Consider the following 21809-nt stretch of genomic DNA (forward strand, 5'->3'; position numbering starts at 1 on the left):
ATTAAGCAGTTTTACAGCTTAGTTTTTGAGTTCAACACCATACCGATAAAGATCTTCGTAGATTTCGAAGAATTTTTTTTCTTCTTTTTCACTTAACGAAGTATTGCTAAAAAAGATAACAGCAATTTTTTTATTCAGGTCAGAAAGCATAAAAACCCTAACGCCCGGGTCAGATCCGTTATGTCCGATCCTGGTACCACCCATTTTGGTCGACCAGAAAATACCAGAATTTAACGCTTTAGGTTTCACATTCTCAGGTGTATGGGCTTCATCAAATTGAAACCTAAGCATTTCTTTAACGGTTTCTGGTTTAAGCACCTGCCTGTTTTGATATTTTCCATCATTTAACAGGCAGATAAAGAAATGGCTAAGGTCGTCTACCGAGCTGCGTACGCCCCCGTCTGGATAGGTAGTGCAGCCGTATAATGGAATTTCCTTAATGTTATTATCCTGTTTCTCGTAAAGCCTGGCATGTTTTTTCAGGTTTATTTCTGACAAGAACCATCCGGTATCATCCATTTTTAAGGGACCAAACAGGTATTTTTTACTGTATTCGTTCAATTTTTGACCAGTTCTGATTTCAACGATGTAACCAGCTAGCGCTGTCCCAATATTAGAGTACTCACGGAATGTTCCAGGTTTGTGATCCAGAAAGTTTTCTTTAGAATAATACTGCCCACCCGGCATAAAATATTGCTGTAGAAAATCGCCCAATACATGCGGAGAATCTTTCCCGTAGAAGTAAAGGCTATCAGTATAAAAGGGGTATCTGTCAGTAAGTCCTGAGGTGTGCGTAGCTAAGTTCCGCAGGGTTATCTTGGCATCCGGAAAATAAGGATTGTGAATTTTAAAAGGAAGGTAGTTATTGATATCCTCATCAAGCGAGAGTTTACCCTGTTCTACTGCTCTCATGAGGCAAGCACCGGTTACCGTTTTGGAAACCGATGCAATATTCATTAATGTCGATGTGGTAAAAGCGGTTCCGTTTTCCTGGTCAGAAAATCCATAGCCTTTTTTCCAAACTACTTTTTTATCAATAATAATGGCTGCACCGAGTCCCACAATCCCGCTTTCTGCCATTCTTTTTCTGATTATGCTATCAATATCCGTCGTTTTGGCTTTACTTTGTGCAAATACGCTGGTGGTGAGGACTAATGTTCCTACGCAGGATAGAAGTATCCGTTTATAATAATTCATAAAAAATGTCGTAAAATTTGAAATTAAAGATTTTAAAAATGGTTTATTCTACCCCACATTTCTCACTTTAGTCCTCCTCATCATTGCGTTCGCATTGCTTTATTCATGCGATAACAGATTTTCTAAAAAAGCGCTTATTAGTTTACATTTGATGTTTATGGTTCAATTTTGTTACATCAATAAAATGTTATCTACAGGTAGCAATAAAGGAATATCAAGTTATAAGATATGCTCTTTCTAAAAATGAGTGATCAATTACTGGCCTATTTTACGCTTTACCTGCATAACAACATCTTATTTCTTAAAACCCGAGACCTGAAAGTTACTCACCAGTACCTTTGCATCATTAGCATATTCCCAGGGAGCCGAAATATAAAAGTTTTTAGCCGCTGTAGGACTGAACAAAACGGTATCAGCAAGTTTAACATTGTTGAGGTAAACGGCCATCTGTTCTCCATTTACGGAGAGCACAACATGGAGCGGACGATCGAGCCATGGCGCCAGGTCAAAAGTGGTGCCCACAAACTTTTCAGGCTTATTACTTCCTATATTTACCTGATCGGTATCGTAATAATGCAGTTGAACATAAGTGCCGATATTGCTTTCGTGCTGGCGAACGCTGTTATCGCTTGCAAAACCAAACGACATTGGTGAAATGTCTTTGACCTGGTCTGCTATGGCAATGATATCAAAGGACAAAGTAAATTGCTTAGGGTAGCTGAGCTGGCGGGAAAATTTGTAAATAGCCTTATCCCTTAATTCCATCCATTTACCATTTTGGCCTTTTATGGTCACAACATTAGCCACTCCGTTTGTTTTGAAACTGGTAGCTGTTGCGCCAGTTTCAAAAGCCGAAAAATCTTCCACAAAAACCAGCGAATTACCTATTACAACATTGCCGTTTCCTGAATTAATCGCCGCTTTAGATTTTTTAGATGCGGTATTTTTGTCAATCTTTTTTTCAAGGGCTTTTTCCGCCTTCTCTTTGGCCTTTTCAAACAGTCCGCCTAGCTGGGCGTGTACTTCAATCCCTGAACATAACAAAAGTACAATTGTTATGCCCATAATTATTTTAGCTGTTTTCATATGGTAGATTTATGGTTTGTGAATTTAGTGCAACTTAACTTTCACGATCTCTCCGTTCTCCTTTACCTCTACAAAGGTCTCGATGCGGTCCTGGATATTTTTGTAATACTCTTTTTTCTGATAGTAGTCGGTTCGTCCGCCATAGTCGTTATAACCTGAACCTGTATAGGCATTATAGGTGCCTCTTAAGGTATAATCTAACATACCCTGCAGAAAGTATTTACCAGGCTTCATGTCGGGAAAGGTAAACTCGCCGTCGCTGTTTGTGATCGCTTCTAATCTGTAACGGTAAGCCTGATCAGAGAGATAGACAAAACGTTTCTTCCTGATGTTTTCCTTATCTTTTCTAAGCTGGTACCATTCTTCAAAATAAGGCGTTACCGGTAAAAGCACAACTTTCATTTTATTAGCGAGTATACGCGGTGATAACGGGACACCATACCCAAGCGGATGTTTCTGCCTGGTAAAGGCTACACCTTTGATAGCGCCCGTGCCTTTGGCCAGCATTTTTTTTGCCAGCAGCGAGTCAAACGCTATTTCCGGACGAAAGATCTCCACTTTATCTTTTTTTTCTGGTTCTTTATACTGTGCGGAAACTACAGCTGTTGCTGATACCACATAGAAAAGTGTAAGGACATATTTTTTAAGCTTCATGATATTGATATTATGGATTAATAATGGTTTCGTAAGGAAGATTAAATGTGCCATCGGTAATGCTAATAGCCTCTCCTGCCAGGTTCCTGACCGTTCCGGAAAAGGTTCCTTTAATGCCTGTTTTGCTGATGGCTTCAACTTTAACGGTAAATACATCATCGCCATAAGAAGTATTGTAAATCAGCGTGCCATCGCTCTTTTGTATCGCATAACGTGCAATCATATTTTCGCCGGGTGTACTATAAGTTCCAGTCGTAATATTGCCGCCAATTTTCCAGATTTCAAAGTCAAACGAAGGCGACACCGGACCTGATGCGGGATAAGAAGACTCGTGCCCACCAATAACGATATGCTCGAACCGGTTGTCGTTACCACCACCCTGAAAATTGACACTGTGGAAGTTGATGGCTTTCCCGCCAATCTTTGCACGGAAATAATAATCCCCGGTGGGTTCACCACCTCCGTCATCATTTTTTGAACATGCAGAAAGGCACATGATGATCATGATAAAATAAAGGACCGACAAAATATGGCTAAATAGCTTTCGGATCATATTAGCATCGGCTGAATAAGGTTTCGAGGGTAATGTTTTCATAGTTTTATGCTCATTATGGTATAAGGGCAAAGCTATTGCAAGTACCAGCCAAAAGAAATACCGATTTTTGCCGTTTTTCTTCTACTGATTTTTAGGTATTTTTCATCACAGCTAAATGAAATGATGGTGGGTAAAGAATTATGTCTGATATTTAGCAATAAATTTGCCTTGCCGGTAAGATAAGCTCATCTTCAGCCCCGCAAATAATGTAATTTTAAAGCATGACCAGATTTTTTTTATTCCTGATAGTGATTTTGATCTCATTTAAATCTGTTGGCCAACAGCAGGTTCCCCTTAATGAGCAGCATTATCTGGATAGCCTGCAGCACATTCTACAGAAAAAGACTACAGACAGCACAAGAGCAAATACAAATTTTCTTTTGGTAGAATATTGGAAATTTAAAGATACCTTAAAGAGTAAAGCCTACCTGGAGGCAGGTAAAGCTGCCGCAAAAAACGATAAGTATTTAAATGCAATGGCATTTTTCTACACCGGGCAATATTATTTCAACTGGAATAAGCAGAAGGCATCTGACGCTTTTAAAAAAGCTGCTGAAGCACTTTCTCCATTCAACACTAAAATCGCCTATGCCAAGCAGGCTGCATCATGGTATAACTATGCCATAATGAACGTTGACAAAATGGGCTATGGTTTTATGACGAAAATAACCCTGGAAAAAGCTATTCCAATTATAGAAAAGACGGGAGATCCGGCACGCATTGCTTACTATTATACGCAGCTTTCCACTATTCTGATGAACAACTACCAGTTTTCAAAAGCCACGGCTTATAATGAAAAAGCCATAGCTTTACTGGAAACCAAAGCACCTGGTTCTACCGACCTGTTGTTCTCCTATCTTTCAGGCGTAAGTATCTATTGTTATGACAACAAGGCCGACAAAGCCTATATACTTCTCGAAAAGGCACAACGACTGTTGAAGCCATATCCGACCTCTTTGAACTATCCGCTTTATTATTATAATGAATCCCTTTACTATTTCACAAAAACATTATTTGATAAATCACTTGAAAGTATAGATAAGGGAATTACGCTTGCTAAAAGGTATAATCAGAAGCAGATTTACCAGCAGTTTTTTTTCCGCCGGTACGAGGTTTATCAGCAGCAAAAAAACTACAGCAAAGCCAGGCAGATTTTACTGGATATAATTAAAGAAGGTACGCTGACTGCTAAAATTAATGACCGCGCTATGCTTTATTCGGAATTGGCCAAAATAAGTGAAAAATTAAATGACTATAAAGAAGCATATCATTGGCTCGCCAAATACAGGCAAACGAATGACAGCATCAACAGCGACCAGACGAAGGTAAAAATCAACGAACTGGAAACTAAATACAATAATGCAAAGAATCAGCAAAAAATACAGGTACTGCAATCGGAAAACAAACAGGTGCAGCTTAATGCCCGCAATGAACGTTTATATAGGTTTATACTCGGTTTGGGATGCCTTTTTCTACTTCTTTTATTAGTTTTTGTTCTCCTTACTGCACGGAGCAGGCGCAAGCTGGCACAGCAAAAAGAGATCAATTACAGACAACAGCTGAGCGAAATGGAAAGAAAACAGCAGCTCAAAATCACCAAAGCCATGCTTGAAGGTGAAGAGCTGGAAAGAGAGCGGGTGGCAAGGGATCTTCATGACGGCCTCGGTGGCATGTTATCAGGCGTAAAAATTGGGCTATCGGGCTGGACAGATACCCAACCTTCAATATCTGACGATAAAGACCTTCACCGCATTATCGGTCAGCTTGATACCTCAGTTACGGAACTGCGCCGCATTGCACGCAACATGGTACCTGAAACTTTATTAAAGTTTGGCCTTGAAACCGCTTTGAAAGATCTTTGTGAGTTTTATATGCGCGACGGCTTACGCATTACATCTGAAATGTTCGGTATTCAGAAAAATATTGTGATGAATGTGCAGCTCAATATCTACCGGATTGTGCAGGAACTCATCTCCAATGCAATCAAACATGCCCATGCAGATAACCTCATATTGCAGTGCAGCCAAAACGAAAATACCATTTTTATTACCTTTGAAGATAATGGTCGTGGTTTCGATATGGCCACACTTGCTGATAAGAAAGGAATGGGCTTGGATAATCTGAAGAACCGCATAGCCTTTTTGCAAGGAAAATTTGAAGTGCACTCTGCTCCTGGCGAAGGAACCAGTATAGATATAGAACTTAAAACCAGTATCGATGAATAAACTGCGTACGGTTATAGTAGATGACCATCCTATTGTTATTGAAGGGCTGAATACACTTCTTAAAAATGAAGACAACCTGGAGGTTGTTGGTGGCTTTTCAAATGGCACACAGCTGCTTTCTTATTTAGCTAACAACCCTGTAGATCTCATCCTGCTGGATGTTACGTTACCAGATATAGGTGGTATGGAACTTTGCCAGATCATTAAAGCACAATTCTCTGCTACCACGATACTTATTCTTAGTAACCACACTGAACGGAGCATTATTATGCAGACCATACAGAACGGTGCCAGCGGCTATTTGCTTAAAAACAGTTCACTCGAGGAGCTTCGGCAATGTATCGCAGCGGCAATAAATGGAAATATCTGTTATAGCAAAGAAGTAGTGGAAATTATCAGCCGACCAACCAAAAACCAGCTGCGCAATACGCCACAGCTCACCAGAAGGGAAAAGCAAATTCTATCGCTTCTGGCACAGGGAAAAACCAGTCAAAACATTGCTCAGGAACTGTTCTTGAGTCCGCTGACTGTAGATACCCACCGGAGGAACCTGATACAAAAATTCGAAGTGAAAAATGTGGCCGAACTCATAGCTGCCGCCCACCAGCAGCAATTATTGTAATCCACTTACCATTAATTCATTAACAAAATAATGAGCACAACCGCATACAGGATAACATTGCTATTTCAGTTTTTAACACTATTTTCTTTTGCACAGCAAAACGCTGAACTTAAAACCCTTTTAAATAAAAATCAGGAGTTTATTTTCCCGCAAACGCCTGAGAAGATTTCGACAATATTAGGTGTAAAAACAGTGTTTTACGAGGATGCCAACGACGAGACCTACGCCAGCTGGTTAACCAAATCCGGGCTGGAACTCTACTGTATTGTTAAGGAGGATAAAAGTATAGATGAAATGTTTTTCAATATTGCAGAAGATCGACCGATTGTAGTAGAAGGTTTACCGTTTAATTTGGTGATGAATAAGACCACTCCTCAACAAACTATGTTAAAATTTAGCAAGTACAAAATCAGGAAGGAAAAGATTGGTGAAGATAGCCAGTATCCCGGAGGGATAAAACTTTACTTTAAAAAGGGGAATCGCTTTATCACCCTCATTTTTGACAGGAATAACTTGCTTAAATCGTTATCGATAACAATCGGGCTCATCGGTTCTTCAATTAATTGATTTGGCAGTTTCGAAGCTAATTAATCTAAAAATATAGACCATTTAACATTCAAGTCATCAATTTCACTTTCTGCTCAATATACCAGGAGCTGTAGCGGCATTTGTTCTCCCTAAAAACCATCGCCAAATATGTAATCTGATAATTCAAAACCAGCTAACACTAGCTCCTTAACTGAACTCAGGTTAATAACTTCAGTTCTGGATGTTTTATTTACGTAGCAGTTACCTTTGTTATCCTGAACAAATTGAAGAATCTTGATCTGACAAAATATGAATAACTATAAAGGATTGGTATAACGCTAAGCCACACACATGATTAGTGTTCAGATAGGTTGATTAGGTCAAAATGAAGCACCAAAATTCACGTATATACACACTCAGCTGCCCTTAAGCAATTACCGTATCATGAACCACTACCCTATACCAGTTTTTGGAGAATTTTTCTACAGCATCTAAATGTATTTTATCTTCCTGATATGCATTGTGATCTTCGATGTTTGCGAAAGTAATCGTTAGCGAATAAGTAAAAGAGTTATCCGTAACCGGACGTACCGGCGTGTTTGCAGCTAATCCAAAACTTAAAGTTTTAATATATTTAATAGGTTTTAAGCTTTCGAAAAAATTAGTAAAATCGGCTATTTCATTTTTGGTTAATTGTGGCTTTAACCAAAACATTACAAAGTGTTGAATCTGTCCTTTATCAGTGGTAGAGATTTCTGTCATGGGTTCTTTTTTCTTTAAATATATTAATCATTTTTTATTAGACATAAAAAAAGTCCTGATGTAAACCAGGACTTTCATATATTTTTAAAAAAAATTAGTTTTTAGGCTGTACCCGACCAGATTTTCTGTCTTCGCCTCTACCGATTAAATAACCTCCACCAGCACCAACCAATCCACCAATAATAGCACCTCTTCCTTTTTTCTTATCAATTAAAGCACCACCAACGGCACCAGCGGCACCACCAATTACAGCGCCCTTAGCTGCATCACTCCAACCTTTTTTCTTAGCTGTTGGTTGTGTACCACCGTAGGCACTGCTAGAACTTCCACCAGAGCTGGCATATGATCTTCTAGTACTTGTACCTGATCTTCTCGCGGCTGCTAATTCTGCCTGGTGTTTAGCTTCTTTCTCTTTTTCTACTCTGGCTACTTCAGCTTTTTTAAAGCTGTCTAAACGTAAACTATCTTTAACGGCTTTAATGGCTAATTGTTTTTCTGCTTCCTGCTGTTTCAATGCGGCATCTTCTTTTGCTTTGTTATTACAAGCAAACATAACAGAACTTAATGCGATTACTACCAATATCCTTTTCATAATTTTTAATTTTAATATGTCTCCGGTTTAGCTACCTAACCTCACTAAACGGGTTTCATTTGTGATATATGATTTAGTTAATTATCACTACTAAAGAAAAAATGATGCCAAAATGTTTTGAAAATGAAAAATTATTCCTCTAAGTCGATATACCAGAAACCAGAAAGCACTGTGGATGAACAAGGTAGATCATCATCTGGTGTGGTTTTGGCGGGTGCATTGTAAGTTCGGAATACCTGCTCTCCGATGGTGAATGGTATTTTATTCCTAAAAATAGGTCCCTCAAATGCAAAGGTATGAAACTCTCCATTTTCTCCACAGGGATCAATTTCTGATGGAAGCTGATCAATCAAGTCTTCGCTGATTATTTTTCCACAAATGTCTTTCAGATTTTCCTGTGTACATACAATGATGGTTTTATAGTTCAGCTTAATAAACTCACTGATCAAATCTCTGGTGTTTTTATGCCATAGTGGAAATATGGCTTTCAAACCAATTTCAGCAAGCTTACTTTCACGGTATTTACGCAGGTCTTCCAGAAAAATATCACCAAAAATAGAATGTGTGATTCCTTCTGCTTTAAATTTACTCAGATGGGTACGCATAGTATTGTCATATGTTTCCATATCGGGCATTTCACCTAAACGGATCTGATATAATGGGATACCAATACTTTCAGCCTGCTTAATCAGCAAAGTTTCCCTTACGCCATGCATCGAAACACGGTTATATTGCTCGGTGACTGTGGTAACCAGATAGCGGATTTCGAGTGTTGGATCCTGAAGAGCGTAATGCAAGGCGAGCGTACTGTCTTTACCACCACTCCAGTTAAAAATGCAGCTTTTTTTATCCATTCATTAAGATACTTTTCAGTTGCTCCATTCCATTCACAGCATTTTTTTCAATGGTTATCACATTTTGGTAGCGCTTAACATCCGGAGTTTTTGGATCGATAATGTATTTATTTACCTCACGAGGTACGAAATCGATCAGTCCGGCTGCCGGATAAACGGCTAACGAAGTTCCAATCAGCACAAATAAATCGGCTTTTGTACAAATTTTGGCCGCAACCTCGATCATGGGCACCGCTTCACCAAACCAAACTACATGTGGACGCAGTTGTGAACCCAACTCGCACAATTCACCCATTTTTATTTCTGAACCCGTAATCGGATAGGTTAAATGAGGTCTAAGATCGGATTGCGACCTGGTAATTACGCCATGAAGATGGGTAACTTTGGCAGAACCTGCTCTTTCGTGCAGATCATCGATATTCTGGGTAACAATTTCCACATCAAAATCTTTTTCCAGTTCGGCCAGCAACTGGTGTGCCCGGTTAGGTATCGCAGCTAAAACCTGCTTTCTTCTTTCGTTATAAAATGCTTGTACCAATTCGGGATTTCTTTCCCAGGCTTCGGGCGTGGCTACATCATATATATTATAACCTTCCCACAAGCCATCGGCATCCCTAAATGTTTTTAACCCACTTTCGGCACTAATCCCTGCCCCTGTTAATACAACTACCTTCATAAATATTACACCGATTGGAGTGATTGAACAAACCGAGCGTGATTGATAAACTTCCTCGCAATATTTTCTTCAGCCTTAAAGATATCAGGATGGAACATGCAAGCCAGAGCCTCAATGCCTTCTACCAAAGTACCAATACTCGGCTGGGTGAACATGTCAAAATCGGCAATGTAAACCTGGTTATTTTTTACCGCCTCCAGATTATTCCAACCTGGTTTTGAGGTAAGGAGTTCCATTTCTTCCAGGCTTCTTTTTTGATCGAAACCACACGGGGCAATAACCAATACCTCCGGATTATATTTTAGTATTTTTTCCCATGGGGTAACAATCGAATCGCCCGCAGGGTTCGAAAGCATATCAACACCACCAGCAGCAGCAACCTGAAAAGGAATCCAATGTCCACAATTGTAGATCGGCTCGATCCATTCCATCAGCATCACCCGCTTTAGTGTTGATTTATTTTGACGTAGTTTATCTAAAATCTGATCGCTTTTCTGCTTTAAGCCTGCCAAATAATTAAAAGCTACTTCTTCTTTTCCCAAAGCTTTGGCAATGGTAATTGCACATTCAAAAACATCCTGCAAATTATTGGGCGAAAGTGGAACCAAAGTTGGCTGCTTACTCAGTTTCATTACCGCGGTTTCGGTACAAACAGTATCGATGTTGCAAACTTCGCATAGGTCCTGTGTGAAAACCACATCAGGTGCAATGCTTTCTAAAAGAGCATCATCTACCCAATACAGGCTTTTACCCTGTGCTTTGGAAGCCGAAAAAATACGGTCGATTTCTATACTGGAGTAGTTTTTACCTTCCAAAATGCAACGCACGATTTTCGGTTGATCAGCTGCTTCCTTAGGACACTCAAAGGTAACGCCATACAGGTAATCCTGAAGCCCCATATCGTATATCATTTTGGTGGCGGCAGGTAAAAAGGAAACAACTTTCATTTGATGGAAGATCTAAAAGGTAAAATGTAATTAGCTATCTAAGATAAAAAAAATCCTCTTTTGAATCGAATCAAAAGAGGATTTCCATGTTATTTTCACTTGTCTGGTGTTACATCAAAAAATAAATATGTTTACAGCCCTTGTGTTTGCAGTTTTAATACAGGATATTTTACTTTTAAAATTTCAAAAGCACCGAAAAGTAAAGCACCATAAATGACCGTTCCTTCCAAAAATCTAATTTCGAACGGAATAGCTTTTACCAGGCAGTTCCAGTAACCTGCTAAATCCTGAGTATATGCAGGATTGTTAATCCAAACACCTAAGTCGGTAACCAACCAGTGAATTAGCACAATGCTCAATGTTGAAGCCAGTAAATTTACTACATTTATGTCCTTAAGCAGTACTCTTCCTATCAACACCATTAAAGCAAATGCAATGTATGTCCAATACCAGCCTTCGTAAAGAAAACCGTTACTGTATTTACTAAAAATAGTGATTGACAAAATAAAATCGCTTAAAAACAAACTCAGTATAGGAAATGCGAAAGCTTTTAGGTGATCTTTAAAATAGGCGCCTCCAAACAAAGCCACCGCTCCGATTGATGAAAAATTGGCAAACTGTAATTCATCAGAGTTGAATGTTACCAGCAAACGGAAAGCCGTTATGGCAAGAATCATCAACAGCAATATTAAAGTGCGGGGATTAAATTTTAAATGAGCCATTTTATTTTGGTTATTATTTAAGGTGCAAAGTTAAATTTTATTAGTGTATATTAAAAATTACGCCGGTATTAAAGTTGAAACCTAAGCTATTGTAACCAATTATCTCATTATATTTTTCATTCAGGATGTTTTTAGCATCAAAAAATAATTTTACGCGTTTTTTAGCTAAAGCATATTCGGCATAGGCATTCAATAATTTATAAGCGGGTAAGTTATCCACAGTGTAAGTTGTAAAGTTACCATCGGTGCGTTTGCCAAAATAACGGTAATTAGCACTCACATATAAATGGCTGGTCGCCTGTGCACCTGCAGTAATCCCAAATGTATGTTTTGGTCTGCGAAAAAGATAGTCGGCAATTGCATTGTCAACAAAGTTGAACTCATTACCTTCCACATAAGCATAATAACCGTTAATATTAAACACATTGAATTTAACGGCTGGTTCAACTTCAAAACCTTTGGTTTTCTGACTGACCTGATTCATATAACCATTAGGATAAGCATAAATGATGGCATCGGTTAAATCGCGTTTATAACCAGCTAAACGCAAGCTGAATTGATCATCAGCAAAGCTAAAATTAACACCAGCTTCGTAATTCTGTGATTTTTCAGGTTTCAGCGCCAGGTTAGCACCAAATTGACCAAAAAGCATGTTTAATGTAGGCACTTTAAAGGCTGTAGAAACCGTTCCGAACAGTTTTATCTCCTTAATGATGTTAATACTTGGAGTAATTGAATAAGTATAATTTTCGCCATATTGTTCGTGTTTATTGTAACGTCCGCCTAGTTCCAGATTAAATACACTTAAATCGTGCAAAAATAATGAACCATAAGCAGCAAAGATATTGGTTTCCGGTTTACTCGTTGCCGATGATAATTTCATCACACGGTTATCTATCCCCACCAACAGATCCAGTTTATTGCCCAATTTCTGGTTGTAGAACAAATCCAATATCGATACCCTGCCTTCGTTAACGCTGGGATACTGGCTATGCGCATCATTACGGGTGCTTTCAAAGCTGTAGTTTAACGTTACTTTCCCGGTAGCAAATTCATATTTGGCATTGGTACCCGTAGCAAAGTTTTTCAGAATAGAATAATTGTTGGCATCAGTAAAAGCACCACCATCGAACTGGTAATTACCGTAATAGTAACGTACAAAAGGATTTACTGAGAAATGATTATCTAATTTGATTCCGAAATTTGCATTTAGCGCATCGGTCTTAAAGCCATCTTTGTCAAACATGGCTGCACTTCCAGCTGGTGTTGCCGCTTCAGAAATTCCATCGGTTTTGGCATGGGTATAATTAATGTTATAAGAAAAACCTTCAACTCCACCATTTAAGCCAATGGTTCCTTTATAAGTTTCGTAGCTACCTGCACTGGCCACACCATATATGGTATTTCCTTTTGGACCACCTTTTTTAGTGATGATATTGATTACCCCCGCAACGGCATCAGAACCGTAAATGGTAGACTGTCCGCCTCTTAAAATTTCAATGTGATCGATCTGATCAATTGAAATCAACCTTAAATCGAATGCACCTCCATTTCCTGAAGGATCGTTCTGCACAATACCATCAATTAAAACTACTGAATAAGCACTTCCAGCACCTCTAAAAAAAACCGACTTGTTCAATCCAGGGTTGCTGCTTGCACCTGCCACAATAATTCCAGCCTGCTCACTAATAAGTTCTGGCAATGATTTACCATTACTGCGCGCTAATACTTCGCGACTAATAATCGTGACCACTTTTCCGGTCTGTGATTGTTTTTGATCGTTTTTGGTTGCAGAAATTACAACATCTTTAAGCTGCAAACTGTCTGGAGTTTGCGCATTGGCCACCTGGCCGATCATTAACTGTGAGAGCCCCAGCCCTGCTACAGTTAGCATACATTTTTTGTTCATTTGATTGTGAGTTTTGCCCACAGCCAACAGATGAGAAAAGGAAATGAAAATACGAACAACGTTAATATCTCAATCCTAGCTTCAATCCCCGAAAGCTATGAAATTAAACGCTAAAGGCAGGTCTTCTGACTTACTCCCGGTTTCCGGCCTTCCCATCCCTACATATCGGGAAAGTGGCACACTGATAGGAAATCCGTTAAGGAGCTTACAGCTGCGGGACAGTTACAGATTTACACTGTATTCCCTTTTAATCCCGGGTGTAAAACCGGGAACCAAAAGCGGTGCAAAAGTAACAAAATTAACCAACTTGTAAAATGAATGTATAATACTACCTACAAATTAACGAGCACACCTAAAGTCTTTTTGAAAGTTGATTTAAGCTGAGCAAAATATAATGTACTGAAGGGAAAAAATATTAAACAGATTATTTCACACGATATTAAAACTTTTCCACACCTTTTAGGTTTATAGCCTATTAATGTATAAAAAACTATACATTAATTAAAAAACAATATATTCGCATTTCAAAATTAAAGAATACATCTCTAATGGCTAAATTATTAATAATTGACGACGAGCGTGCGATAAGGAGTACCTTACGCGAAATTCTGGAGTATGAGAATTATGATGTTGAAGATATAGATAATGGTATCGACGGGCTCGAAATGATCAAAAAAGGAAATTTCGATCTGGTTCTTTGCGATATCAAGATGAATAAGATGGATGGTATGGAAGTGCTGGAACAAGCACAGCTTATTAAGCCTGATTTACCATTCATTATGATATCCGGTCATGGCACAGTTGAAACGGCCATTGAAGCCAGCAAAAAAGGAGCTTTCGATTTTATTTCGAAACCACCTGATTTAAATCGCTTGTTAATTACTGTACGTAATGGTTTAGACCGTGGAAATTTGGTTACCGAAACCAAGGTGCTAAAACGTAAAGCCAGTAAAACACGCGAAATTTTAGGCGAATCGGAAAGCATTTCTAAAATTAAAGAGACCATAGAACGAGTTGCGCCAACCGAGGCCCGCGTATTGATTACCGGTGCAAATGGTAGCGGTAAGGAACTGGTAGCGCGTTGGTTACACGAAAAATCTAACCGTGCCGATAGCCCTTTAATAGAGGTTAACTGTGCGGCTATCCCGTCAGAACTTATTGAGAGCGAATTATTCGGACACGAAAAAGGTTCTTTTACATCTGCGGTTAAGCAACGTATAGGTAAGTTTGAACTGGCCAATGGTGGTACTTTATTTTTAGATGAGATTGGAGATATGAGCCTTTCTGCGCAGGCAAAAGTTTTACGCGCTTTACAAGAGCATAAGATCACACGTGTGGGTGGCGAAAAGGAAATTGATGTAAATGTTCGCGTTTTAGCTGCAACCAATAAAGATTTATTGAAAGAAATTGAAGATGGCAACTTCCGTATGGATTTGTACCACCGCTTAAATGTAATCAATATCCATGTTCCACATTTAACTGAACGCACTGATGATATTCCTGTTATTGCCCAGAACTTTTTAGAAAGTATCTGCAGCGATTATGGAATGCCGGTAAAAAAAATAAATGAAGGCGGCATGTTAGCATTGCAGGCTTTACCATGGACAGGTAACGTGCGCGAACTGCACAACATGATTGAGCGCCTGATTATTTTAAGCGATAAGGTAATTACGGAAAATGATGTACGTGCCTTCGCTAATCCAGGTGGTGGTACAAACATTGGTGCGGCAACCAGTACACAGATTGCCAGTGCAGGCGGCACCAGCCTGGCTTCTTCTTTCGATTCGTTCAATAATTTTCAGGATTACAAAGATTATGCAGAACGCGAATTCATCAAGTTCAAACTGGAAAAAAACAATTGGAACGTATCAAAAACAGCTGATGAAATTGATATCCAAAGAAGTCACTTATATAGTAAGATTGAAAAATTTGGTTTGAAGAGAGCAGAATAAGATAAGTTGAAAAGTTTGAAGGTTGGAATATTCGAAGGTTTTCCTGACAATATTCCAACCTTTTTTTAAATCGATAGGTTTAAAGTTGAATGGTAAAAGAGCAAAATGCCAAATTACAAAGCTAATCTGGAATTTTGAAACGTTAAAATCTTTCTTTAGCACTGAACTTTACAACATTTCAACTTTTGAACATTAAAACCTCACTCAACCCATATAATCATTCTGCCTCATCAGCAATGCTCTGTACTTACTGAAGATTGCTGTTTTAGAAACAAAACCCAAATATTGGTTCTGCGCAGTTAATACAGGCAAAACCCATACATTATCCTGCTCCATTTTTTCTAATACCTTTTTCAGATCATCATTTTCTATAATTGTATTCGGTGCAGACTGAACCAAATGAGAAGCCCTTAAATTTCCCTTATCCGCATGATTGATCATCTCATTAAATAGTTCTTCAATGTAAATAATCCCCTTAAAATCACCCAGTTCATCGGTAACTGCACAAATATTTTTATGCGATTGCAAAATTTCATTCATTTTTACCGAAATCAAGTCGTTCATCTGCAACTGAGGATAGCTTTTTTCGATCAGGTATTTCAGCTTCATCTGGTTTAAAACAGTTGTATCCTTATCTTCATGAGACAATAACTCTCCCTTATCGGCAAGTGCCTTAGTATAAATTGAATGTTTTTGTGAGCTGCGGTTAATGGCGTAAGAAATAGCAGTGGTAATCATCAGTGGGACCATTAAAATGTATCCACCCGTAATTTCGGCAATCAAAAAAATGCCGGTTAAAGGGGCATGCATAATCGAACCTAATGCGGCAGCCATACCAGCCACAATAAAGTTAGATACGTTTAGTTGTGCTATACCCGATAAATTCACCACATAAGCAAAGATAAACCCAATTAAACCGCCCATAATTAAACTGGGTGCAAATGTGCCACCGTTACCACCAGCACCTAAGGTAACCAGGGTGGCAATTGATTTCATAAAAATGGTGACGACTGTAAATAATACAACCACAGCAGAAATTGAACTATAATCGGCAAAAATACTGTTGTTAATAACAGTCTGATAATCACCTTTTAACAACCCTTTTATCGTGATATACCCCTCGCCATAAAGTGTTGGAAATAAGAAAACCAATGCGCCTAACATTAAACCGCCAACAATAACCTTGGTATATGGATGTTTTATTTTATAGAATAGTCCCTTTACGGCATAGTTCGCTTTTGTAAAATAAATAGAAAACAAACCAATAAAGCAGGCTAATATGACATAGTAAAATAAGGCATTTACCTTCCATCCTTCCGTAACTAAAAAGAAAAGTTGTTGCGTGTAAAACAATCTGGCCACCACCGCTGCAGTAGCCGCTGATAATAAAAGTGGGATAAATGCGGGAATGGTAAACTCTGGCAATAAGATTTCGATTGCAAAAACAATCCCCGCGACAGGACTATTAAAAGCACCTGCAATACCTGCAGCTGCACCACAAGCGACCAACATGGTAATTTCGCGATAAGATAAACCCAGTAAACGACCAAGATTGGAGCCAATGGCTGATCCACTGGTTACAATCGGTGCTTCCAAACCTGTTGAACCGCCAAAACCAACTGTAACTGCTGCAGTAATAATCTGCGAATAAATATTATGTGCTTCTACCTTACTCGATTTTTTTGAAATGGCATAAAGCAAAGGGGTTAAACCTGTTTCGAATTTTGTTTTACGGATAAAGTATTTAATGTATAAAACCGTTAACAAAATACCAATCATCGGAAATATAAAGTACAGATAATATTTATATTTCCAGTGCCAGTCTGACTGAAGAAATTCTTCGATATGGTGGGTTAAACTTTTTAGAACAGCGGCGGCCAATCCGGCTAAAATCCCAACAATTACGGCGAGGATAATTAAGAAATTACGGTTTGATATTTTAGATTTCCGGTATTGGTTAATCTTATCAAGGTAATTTACAAATCTGATGTACATTCTATTGTTTTTTTAAATAGAGGGAGGATGCCCAAAAGTAAGAAAAACAAAGAGAGAAGCCAATTTAAAGACCTCTTTTATGCATCAAATTTATCCAGTAATTTAATTAGTGTTGCAAAATCTTTTGGATACGGGGCATCAATCACAATATCTTGATCATCTAATCCTTTAAAAACCAGATGGCGGGCATGTAATGCGAAGCGTTTCATAATAGGTTGCTCTTCCTCGCCTTTGGTTAATTTATAACCTCTCTTAATGGAAGAAAGAAAAACCGGTTTCCCTTTATACATATCATCCCCCACAATAGCCGCTCTTTGTGTGGCCAGGTGAATGCGGATTTGGTGCATACGCCCTGTAATGGGTTTACATTCCACCAAAGTATAGTGTTTATAGTACTTTAACGAGTCGAAAATAGTTTCAGCTCTTTTACCTTCTGCCCTATCAATGGTTACATTTTTATTGCCATCGTTCAGAATCGGAAGATCAACCATTAACTGATCAAAGATAACGTGCCCATCTACCACCGCATGGTAGGTTTTATTTACCTTTCTTCTTTCAAATTGCATAGAAGCATGGCGATAACCTTCCGGATTTTTAGCAATAATTAAAGCGCCTGAAGTTTCTTTATCCAAACGGTGACAAACCTGTGCATCATGGCTATATTGTTTAGCTAAACGCAATACATTAGTTTCTCCAGATCCACCACGCTCATCGAGCGAGGCCAGAAACGGAGGTTTATTGATCACAATAAAATCGTTGTCTTCGAAAAGAATAAGGTCTTTAAAATTTGGAAATTTCAAACTGTGCTGTAATTAATGAAGCGCAAAAATACGATTTTATTTTTTCTTACAACCGACGTCGCCCTTAATTTATTCAATTACCCACCCGCCTAATCATCCTTTCTATTGAAGCGCAGCGAAATGGAGAAATCTGAATCAAAAAATCTTTCTACAGCAGGAGAAATAAAAAAAGCCGCTCCGAATGTTGATCAGAACGGCTTAATACCTTTAACTTTTATAATTTAAGAAAGCTCAAACTTATAACCCACCCCTTTTACGGTTGAAACATAAGTTTCGCCTAATTTTTCTCTTAATTTACGGATATGCACATCAATGGTTCTATTGGTTACTACTACCGAATCTTCCCAGATATTTTTAAGGATCGATTCGCGAGTATATACTTTTCCTGGTTTTGACGCCAGTAAATACAATAACTCAAATTCTTTTTTAGCCAACACCACTTTGTTTCCACCCTGAAAAACCAAATAAGCTTCACGGTCGATTACTAAGTCGCCAATTTCCAATTTGTTTTCAGATACTTCTTCTGTACCGGCATTTCGTCTTAAAATCGCGTTAATCCGACTAACTAAAGCGCGTGGTTTAATCGGTTTTGCAATGTAATCATCAGCTCCCACATTAAAACCTGCTATTTCTGAATATTCCTCACTTCTGGCGGTTAAGAAAACCATAAATGTGTTTTTAAATTCAGGTATTGCGCGCATTAAACGGCAAGCCTCAATCCCATCCATTTTAGGCATCATAATATCCAGTATAATCAGATCTGGATGTACCTTTTTCGCAACAGTAATTCCTTCCTGGCCATTGGTAGCTGTGAAAACCTGATAACCTTCCTTTTTAAGATTATATTCAATAAGCTCCAGAATATCTGGTTCATCATCAACAATTAATATTTTCTGACCTGCGTTGTTCATAGTTAAATATTTGTTACGAAAGTAGTGTCTATGATGTAATATTTAGTTAAGCCTAAGTTAAGAAATTGTTAATTACTTAAATTAGTTTAACATGGAGTTTGTTTTAACGTAACGTTTTAGCTAAAAATGCATCGAGCTCCTCTCCACGCAAGTTTTTAGCCACTATTTTTCCTGCCGGATCTACCAGGTAAGAAGTTGGAATAGCTTGCACCTGATATTTTTTTACCGTTTCGCCATTAAAATCCTTCAATTCTGAAACATGTGTCCAGGTTAATCCGTCTGCCTTCACTGCTCCCAGCCATGCAGCTTTATCAGTATCCAGTGAAATGCCAATGATATCGAAGTTCTTGTTTTTATACTTATTGTAAACTTTCACTACATTCGGGTTTTCCTGGCGACAAGGCTGGCACCATGATGCCCAAAAATCGATCAGCACGTATTTTCCTTTATAATCTGATAAACTTACTGGTTTGTTATCCGCAGTATTAATCGTAAATGCAGGCGCAACCTGCCCCACCTGAACTGCCTTTAAAAGCGCCATCTGTTTTACAAAAGCATCAACAGTAGCATTACCTTTAATTTCGTCTTTAATCTCATCGGCAAATTGTACCAATTCAGCCTCAAATTCTTGCGGACTTAAAGTATTCATCGCATAAAAGCTGGCTAACGTACCTTTATTGTCTTTCGCAAATTTTATAATCTGTGTATTTAACTGATTGATGTACGACTCGTATTGAGGTTTCATCGATTCTAGCACAACTGCCCTGTTTTGAGGTTGTGTTGCCACTTTTGCTTCAAAATCTGCCTGTAATTTTTCTACCTGTTTAGCGAAATTGTTTCTAATGGCATTTAGTTCTGATAATTTTTCTACCTCATTTGCCCCTGAAATTTGATAAGCCATGTTTTTATCGGCCAGATCAGCCTTTAGTTTAATTTCATCGCCATTTTTTGCAATTAACATAAATTCATGATTACCTACAGATACCCTAAAGAAATCAACAGATGGCGTTTTACGGATGAATTTAAATTCACCTTTTTCTGATAAATTAGTGGAATCGATGGCAACCATATTGCTATTTTGCATGCCATATAAAAATACTTTCTTCTCCTTGCCGGGATTTTGGAAAGTTCCGTCAATCGTAAAGCTATCTTTGGATTTACATGCAGTGAAGGCAATCGCGATCAGCATGATCAGGCTCAATTGTTTTAGTCTCATTATTTCAGTTTTTCAAGTATTAATTCATTTAATTTTTTAGCGTCAGCTTTTCCTTTGGCCAGTTTCATTACCTCGCCAACAAACAAACCTAAAACGCCCTTTTTACCTTTCCTGTACGCTTCTACCTGTTGAGGATATTTATTTAACACTTCATCAATAAAACCACCTAATTCATCACCATTTTCAGAAATCAGTAAGTTTAATGATTGCGCTAAGTGGATCAAGTCTGCATTTTCCGCTGATTCAACAGCGGGCAATAATTGTTGAATGGCAATCTGTTGAGTAATTTTTTTATCATCAACCATATTAATTGCCCCGGCTAACTGCTCAGGTTTTACTTTAAACCCGGCAACACCAATCCCTTTTTCATTCAAAACAGCCCTTATCGGACCAATTAACCAATTGATCAGGCTTTTTTTATTATTTACAACCGGTTTGGCTGTATTAAAATAAACCAGAAGATCTAAATCTTCAGCAAAAATTGCCGCATCGGCTTTACTGATTCCGAATTCAGCAATCATTTGCTCCGAAATTTCGTTTGGCAAAGCCGGCATCAATGATTTGATTTCTGCCAACCAATCATCGGAAATATAGATAGGTTGTAAATCAGGATCAGAAAAATAACGGTAATCATTGGCTTCTTCTTTGGTACGCATCGGAGCAGTAGTCCCTTTATCAGCATCAAAATTCAAAGTACTCTGAATAATCCTTCCTCCATTGCTAACCACTTCTACCTGGCGGCCAAACTCAAAATCCATAGCCCTACGTACGTTACGCATGGAGTTTAGGTTTTTTACTTCGCAGCGGGTTCCAAATTCAGTAGTGCCCTGTGGACGTATAGAAATATTGGCATCGCAACGTAAACTACCTTCTTCCATATTGCCGTCACTTACATTTAAATGCCTTACCAGTTTTCTGATTTCACTTAATAAAACAGAAGCTTCTTCCGAACTGCGAATATCGGGTTCAGTTACAATCTCTATCAATGGAACACCTGCACGGTTCAAATCAACCAACGAATAATTATCATCCTGGTCATGGATGCTTTTTCCAGCGTCTTCTTCCAAATGAATGCGGTTGATTCCGATTTTCTTCTTCGTACCATCAGCCAACTGAAGTTCCAAAAAACCATTTACACAGATGGGTTGATTATCCTGCGTAATCTGATATCCCTTTGGCAAGTCGGCGTAGAAATAGTTTTTCCGGTCGAAATGGTTAATCTGGTTAATGGTGCAGTTTAAAGCTAAACCAATACGGATAGCTTTGGCTACTACCTCTTTGTTTAACTTAGGTAATGCCCCGGGCAATGCCAGCGAAACCGTAGATATATTTTGGTTAGGTAAAGCCCCAAAAGATGCACTGTCAGCAGAAAATATTTTGGTATTGGTATTTAACTGAACGTGGATTTCTAATCCTGAAACGAGTTCGAAAACAGTTTGGGGGCTTATTTCTTGTAAAGGCATTTAAAGCTTCTTATTATTATAAGTTTTATTAACCAAAGGTTACAGTCCGATAAGATTTAATCTATGGTTAAGTATTAATGTGTCAAATATAGTTATTATTTAG

20 protein-coding genes and 1 riboswitch are annotated in these 21809 nt (G+C 38.4%); of the genes, 4 read left to right on the top strand and 16 right to left on the bottom strand.

The features are described from left to right. Positions 1-18: 18 nt before the first annotated feature. The 4 genes from ABEG20_RS08505 to ABEG20_RS08520 form a co-directional block, all read right to left on the bottom strand. Positions 19-1197 carry a serine hydrolase domain-containing protein gene (locus ABEG20_RS08505; protein WP_406826944.1) on the bottom strand — a complete coding sequence of 393 codons (1179 nt, stop codon included), beginning with the start codon at positions 1195-1197 and terminating at the stop codon, positions 19-21. 294 nt (positions 1198-1491) lie between these two features. After that, entirely contained in the window at positions 1492-2283 is a 792-nt protein-coding gene (locus ABEG20_RS08510) for a hypothetical protein (RefSeq protein WP_406826945.1), read from the bottom strand. Positions 2284-2307: 24 nt separating this feature from the next. Beyond that, positions 2308-2937, bottom strand: coding sequence for a carboxypeptidase-like regulatory domain-containing protein (locus tag ABEG20_RS08515; protein ID WP_406826946.1), 630 nt, complete (start codon positions 2935-2937; stop codon positions 2308-2310). A gap of 10 nt (positions 2938-2947) precedes the next feature. Then, positions 2948-3532 (bottom strand): hypothetical protein, encoded by a 585-nt coding sequence (locus ABEG20_RS08520; protein WP_406826947.1) that lies wholly within the window; start codon positions 3530-3532, stop codon positions 2948-2950. A gap of 221 nt (positions 3533-3753) precedes the next feature. Here ABEG20_RS08520 and ABEG20_RS08525 point away from each other — a divergent pair, with 221 nt between their 5' ends. From ABEG20_RS08525 to ABEG20_RS08535, 3 genes are read left to right on the top strand one after another with little or no spacing between them, the layout of a single operon-like run. Beyond that, positions 3754-5757 carry an ATP-binding protein gene (locus ABEG20_RS08525; RefSeq protein ID WP_406826948.1) on the top strand — a complete coding sequence of 668 codons (2004 nt, stop codon included), beginning with the start codon at positions 3754-3756 and terminating at the stop codon, positions 5755-5757. After that, a complete protein-coding gene (locus tag ABEG20_RS08530; RefSeq protein ID WP_406826949.1) occupies positions 5750-6379 on the top strand; it encodes a response regulator in 630 nt (209 codons plus the stop codon). Before ABEG20_RS08525 ends, ABEG20_RS08530 begins: the two co-directional genes overlap by 8 nt. Before the next feature lie 30 nt (positions 6380-6409). Beyond that, positions 6410-6946 carry a hypothetical protein gene (locus tag ABEG20_RS08535; protein WP_406826950.1) on the top strand — a complete coding sequence of 179 codons (537 nt, stop codon included), beginning with the start codon at positions 6410-6412 and terminating at the stop codon, positions 6944-6946. 387 nt (positions 6947-7333) lie between these two features. On the opposite strand, the gene ABEG20_RS08540 is transcribed toward ABEG20_RS08535, so the two are convergent. The 7 genes from ABEG20_RS08540 to ABEG20_RS08570 form a co-directional block, all read right to left on the bottom strand. Next, positions 7334-7669 (bottom strand): Dabb family protein, encoded by a 336-nt coding sequence (locus tag ABEG20_RS08540; RefSeq protein ID WP_406826951.1) that lies wholly within the window; start codon positions 7667-7669, stop codon positions 7334-7336. A gap of 94 nt (positions 7670-7763) precedes the next feature. Next, positions 7764-8261, bottom strand: coding sequence for a YMGG-like glycine zipper-containing protein (locus ABEG20_RS08545; protein ID WP_406826952.1), 498 nt, complete (start codon positions 8259-8261; stop codon positions 7764-7766). A gap of 131 nt (positions 8262-8392) precedes the next feature. Next, the gene (locus ABEG20_RS08550; RefSeq protein WP_406826953.1) at positions 8393-9115 is read right to left on the bottom strand and encodes a diphthine--ammonia ligase; all 723 of its coding nucleotides are present in this window, start codon (positions 9113-9115) and stop codon (positions 8393-8395) included. Continuing rightward, the gene (locus ABEG20_RS08555) at positions 9108-9791 is read right to left on the bottom strand and encodes a Sir2 family NAD-dependent protein deacetylase (protein WP_406826954.1); all 684 of its coding nucleotides are present in this window, start codon (positions 9789-9791) and stop codon (positions 9108-9110) included. Before ABEG20_RS08555 ends, ABEG20_RS08550 begins: the two co-directional genes overlap by 8 nt. A 5-nt stretch (positions 9792-9796) precedes the next feature. Beyond that, positions 9797-10738, bottom strand: a complete 942-nt coding sequence (locus ABEG20_RS08560) for an ABC transporter substrate-binding protein (RefSeq protein WP_406826955.1) — start codon at positions 10736-10738, stop codon at positions 9797-9799. Positions 10739-10869: 131 nt separating this feature from the next. After that, positions 10870-11460: a DUF6580 family putative transport protein gene (locus tag ABEG20_RS08565; RefSeq protein ID WP_406826956.1), complete on the bottom strand. Its 591-nt coding sequence runs from the start codon at positions 11458-11460 to the stop codon at positions 10870-10872. Positions 11461-11500: 40 nt separating this feature from the next. Beyond that, positions 11501-13369: a TonB-dependent receptor plug domain-containing protein gene (locus ABEG20_RS08570; protein WP_406826957.1), complete on the bottom strand. Its 1869-nt coding sequence runs from the start codon at positions 13367-13369 to the stop codon at positions 11501-11503. Between the two features lie 97 nt (positions 13370-13466). After that, positions 13467-13661, bottom strand: a riboswitch (cobalamin riboswitch). Positions 13662-13917: 256 nt separating this feature from the next. Between ABEG20_RS08570 and ABEG20_RS08575 the strand changes: the two genes are divergently transcribed. After that, positions 13918-15321 (top strand): sigma-54-dependent transcriptional regulator, encoded by a 1404-nt coding sequence (locus tag ABEG20_RS08575; protein WP_406826958.1) that lies wholly within the window; start codon positions 13918-13920, stop codon positions 15319-15321. Positions 15322-15525: 204 nt separating this feature from the next. Here ABEG20_RS08575 and ABEG20_RS08580 read toward each other — a convergent pair whose 3' ends face one another. The 5 genes from ABEG20_RS08580 to gatB form a co-directional block, all read right to left on the bottom strand. Beyond that, positions 15526-17316, bottom strand: coding sequence for a chloride channel protein (locus tag ABEG20_RS08580; RefSeq protein ID WP_406826959.1), 1791 nt, complete (start codon positions 17314-17316; stop codon positions 15526-15528). Between the two features lie 77 nt (positions 17317-17393). After that, positions 17394-18116, bottom strand: a complete 723-nt coding sequence (locus tag ABEG20_RS08585) for an RluA family pseudouridine synthase (protein WP_406826960.1) — start codon at positions 18114-18116, stop codon at positions 17394-17396. A 221-nt stretch (positions 18117-18337) separates the two neighbouring features. Further along, positions 18338-19027, bottom strand: coding sequence for a response regulator transcription factor (locus tag ABEG20_RS08590; RefSeq protein WP_113951181.1), 690 nt, complete (start codon positions 19025-19027; stop codon positions 18338-18340). Positions 19028-19130: 103 nt separating this feature from the next. Beyond that, positions 19131-20243 carry a redoxin domain-containing protein gene (locus ABEG20_RS08595; protein ID WP_406826961.1) on the bottom strand — a complete coding sequence of 371 codons (1113 nt, stop codon included), beginning with the start codon at positions 20241-20243 and terminating at the stop codon, positions 19131-19133. Beyond that, positions 20243-21706 carry an Asp-tRNA(Asn)/Glu-tRNA(Gln) amidotransferase subunit GatB gene (gatB, locus tag ABEG20_RS08600; RefSeq protein ID WP_406826962.1) on the bottom strand — a complete coding sequence of 488 codons (1464 nt, stop codon included), beginning with the start codon at positions 21704-21706 and terminating at the stop codon, positions 20243-20245. The genes ABEG20_RS08595 and gatB overlap by 1 nt, the downstream gene beginning before the upstream one ends. Between the last annotated feature and the right edge of the window lie 103 nt (positions 21707-21809).

The organism is Pedobacter sp. KACC 23697, from assembly GCF_045348445.1.
Classification (GTDB): Bacteria; Bacteroidota; Bacteroidia; order Sphingobacteriales; family Sphingobacteriaceae; genus Pedobacter.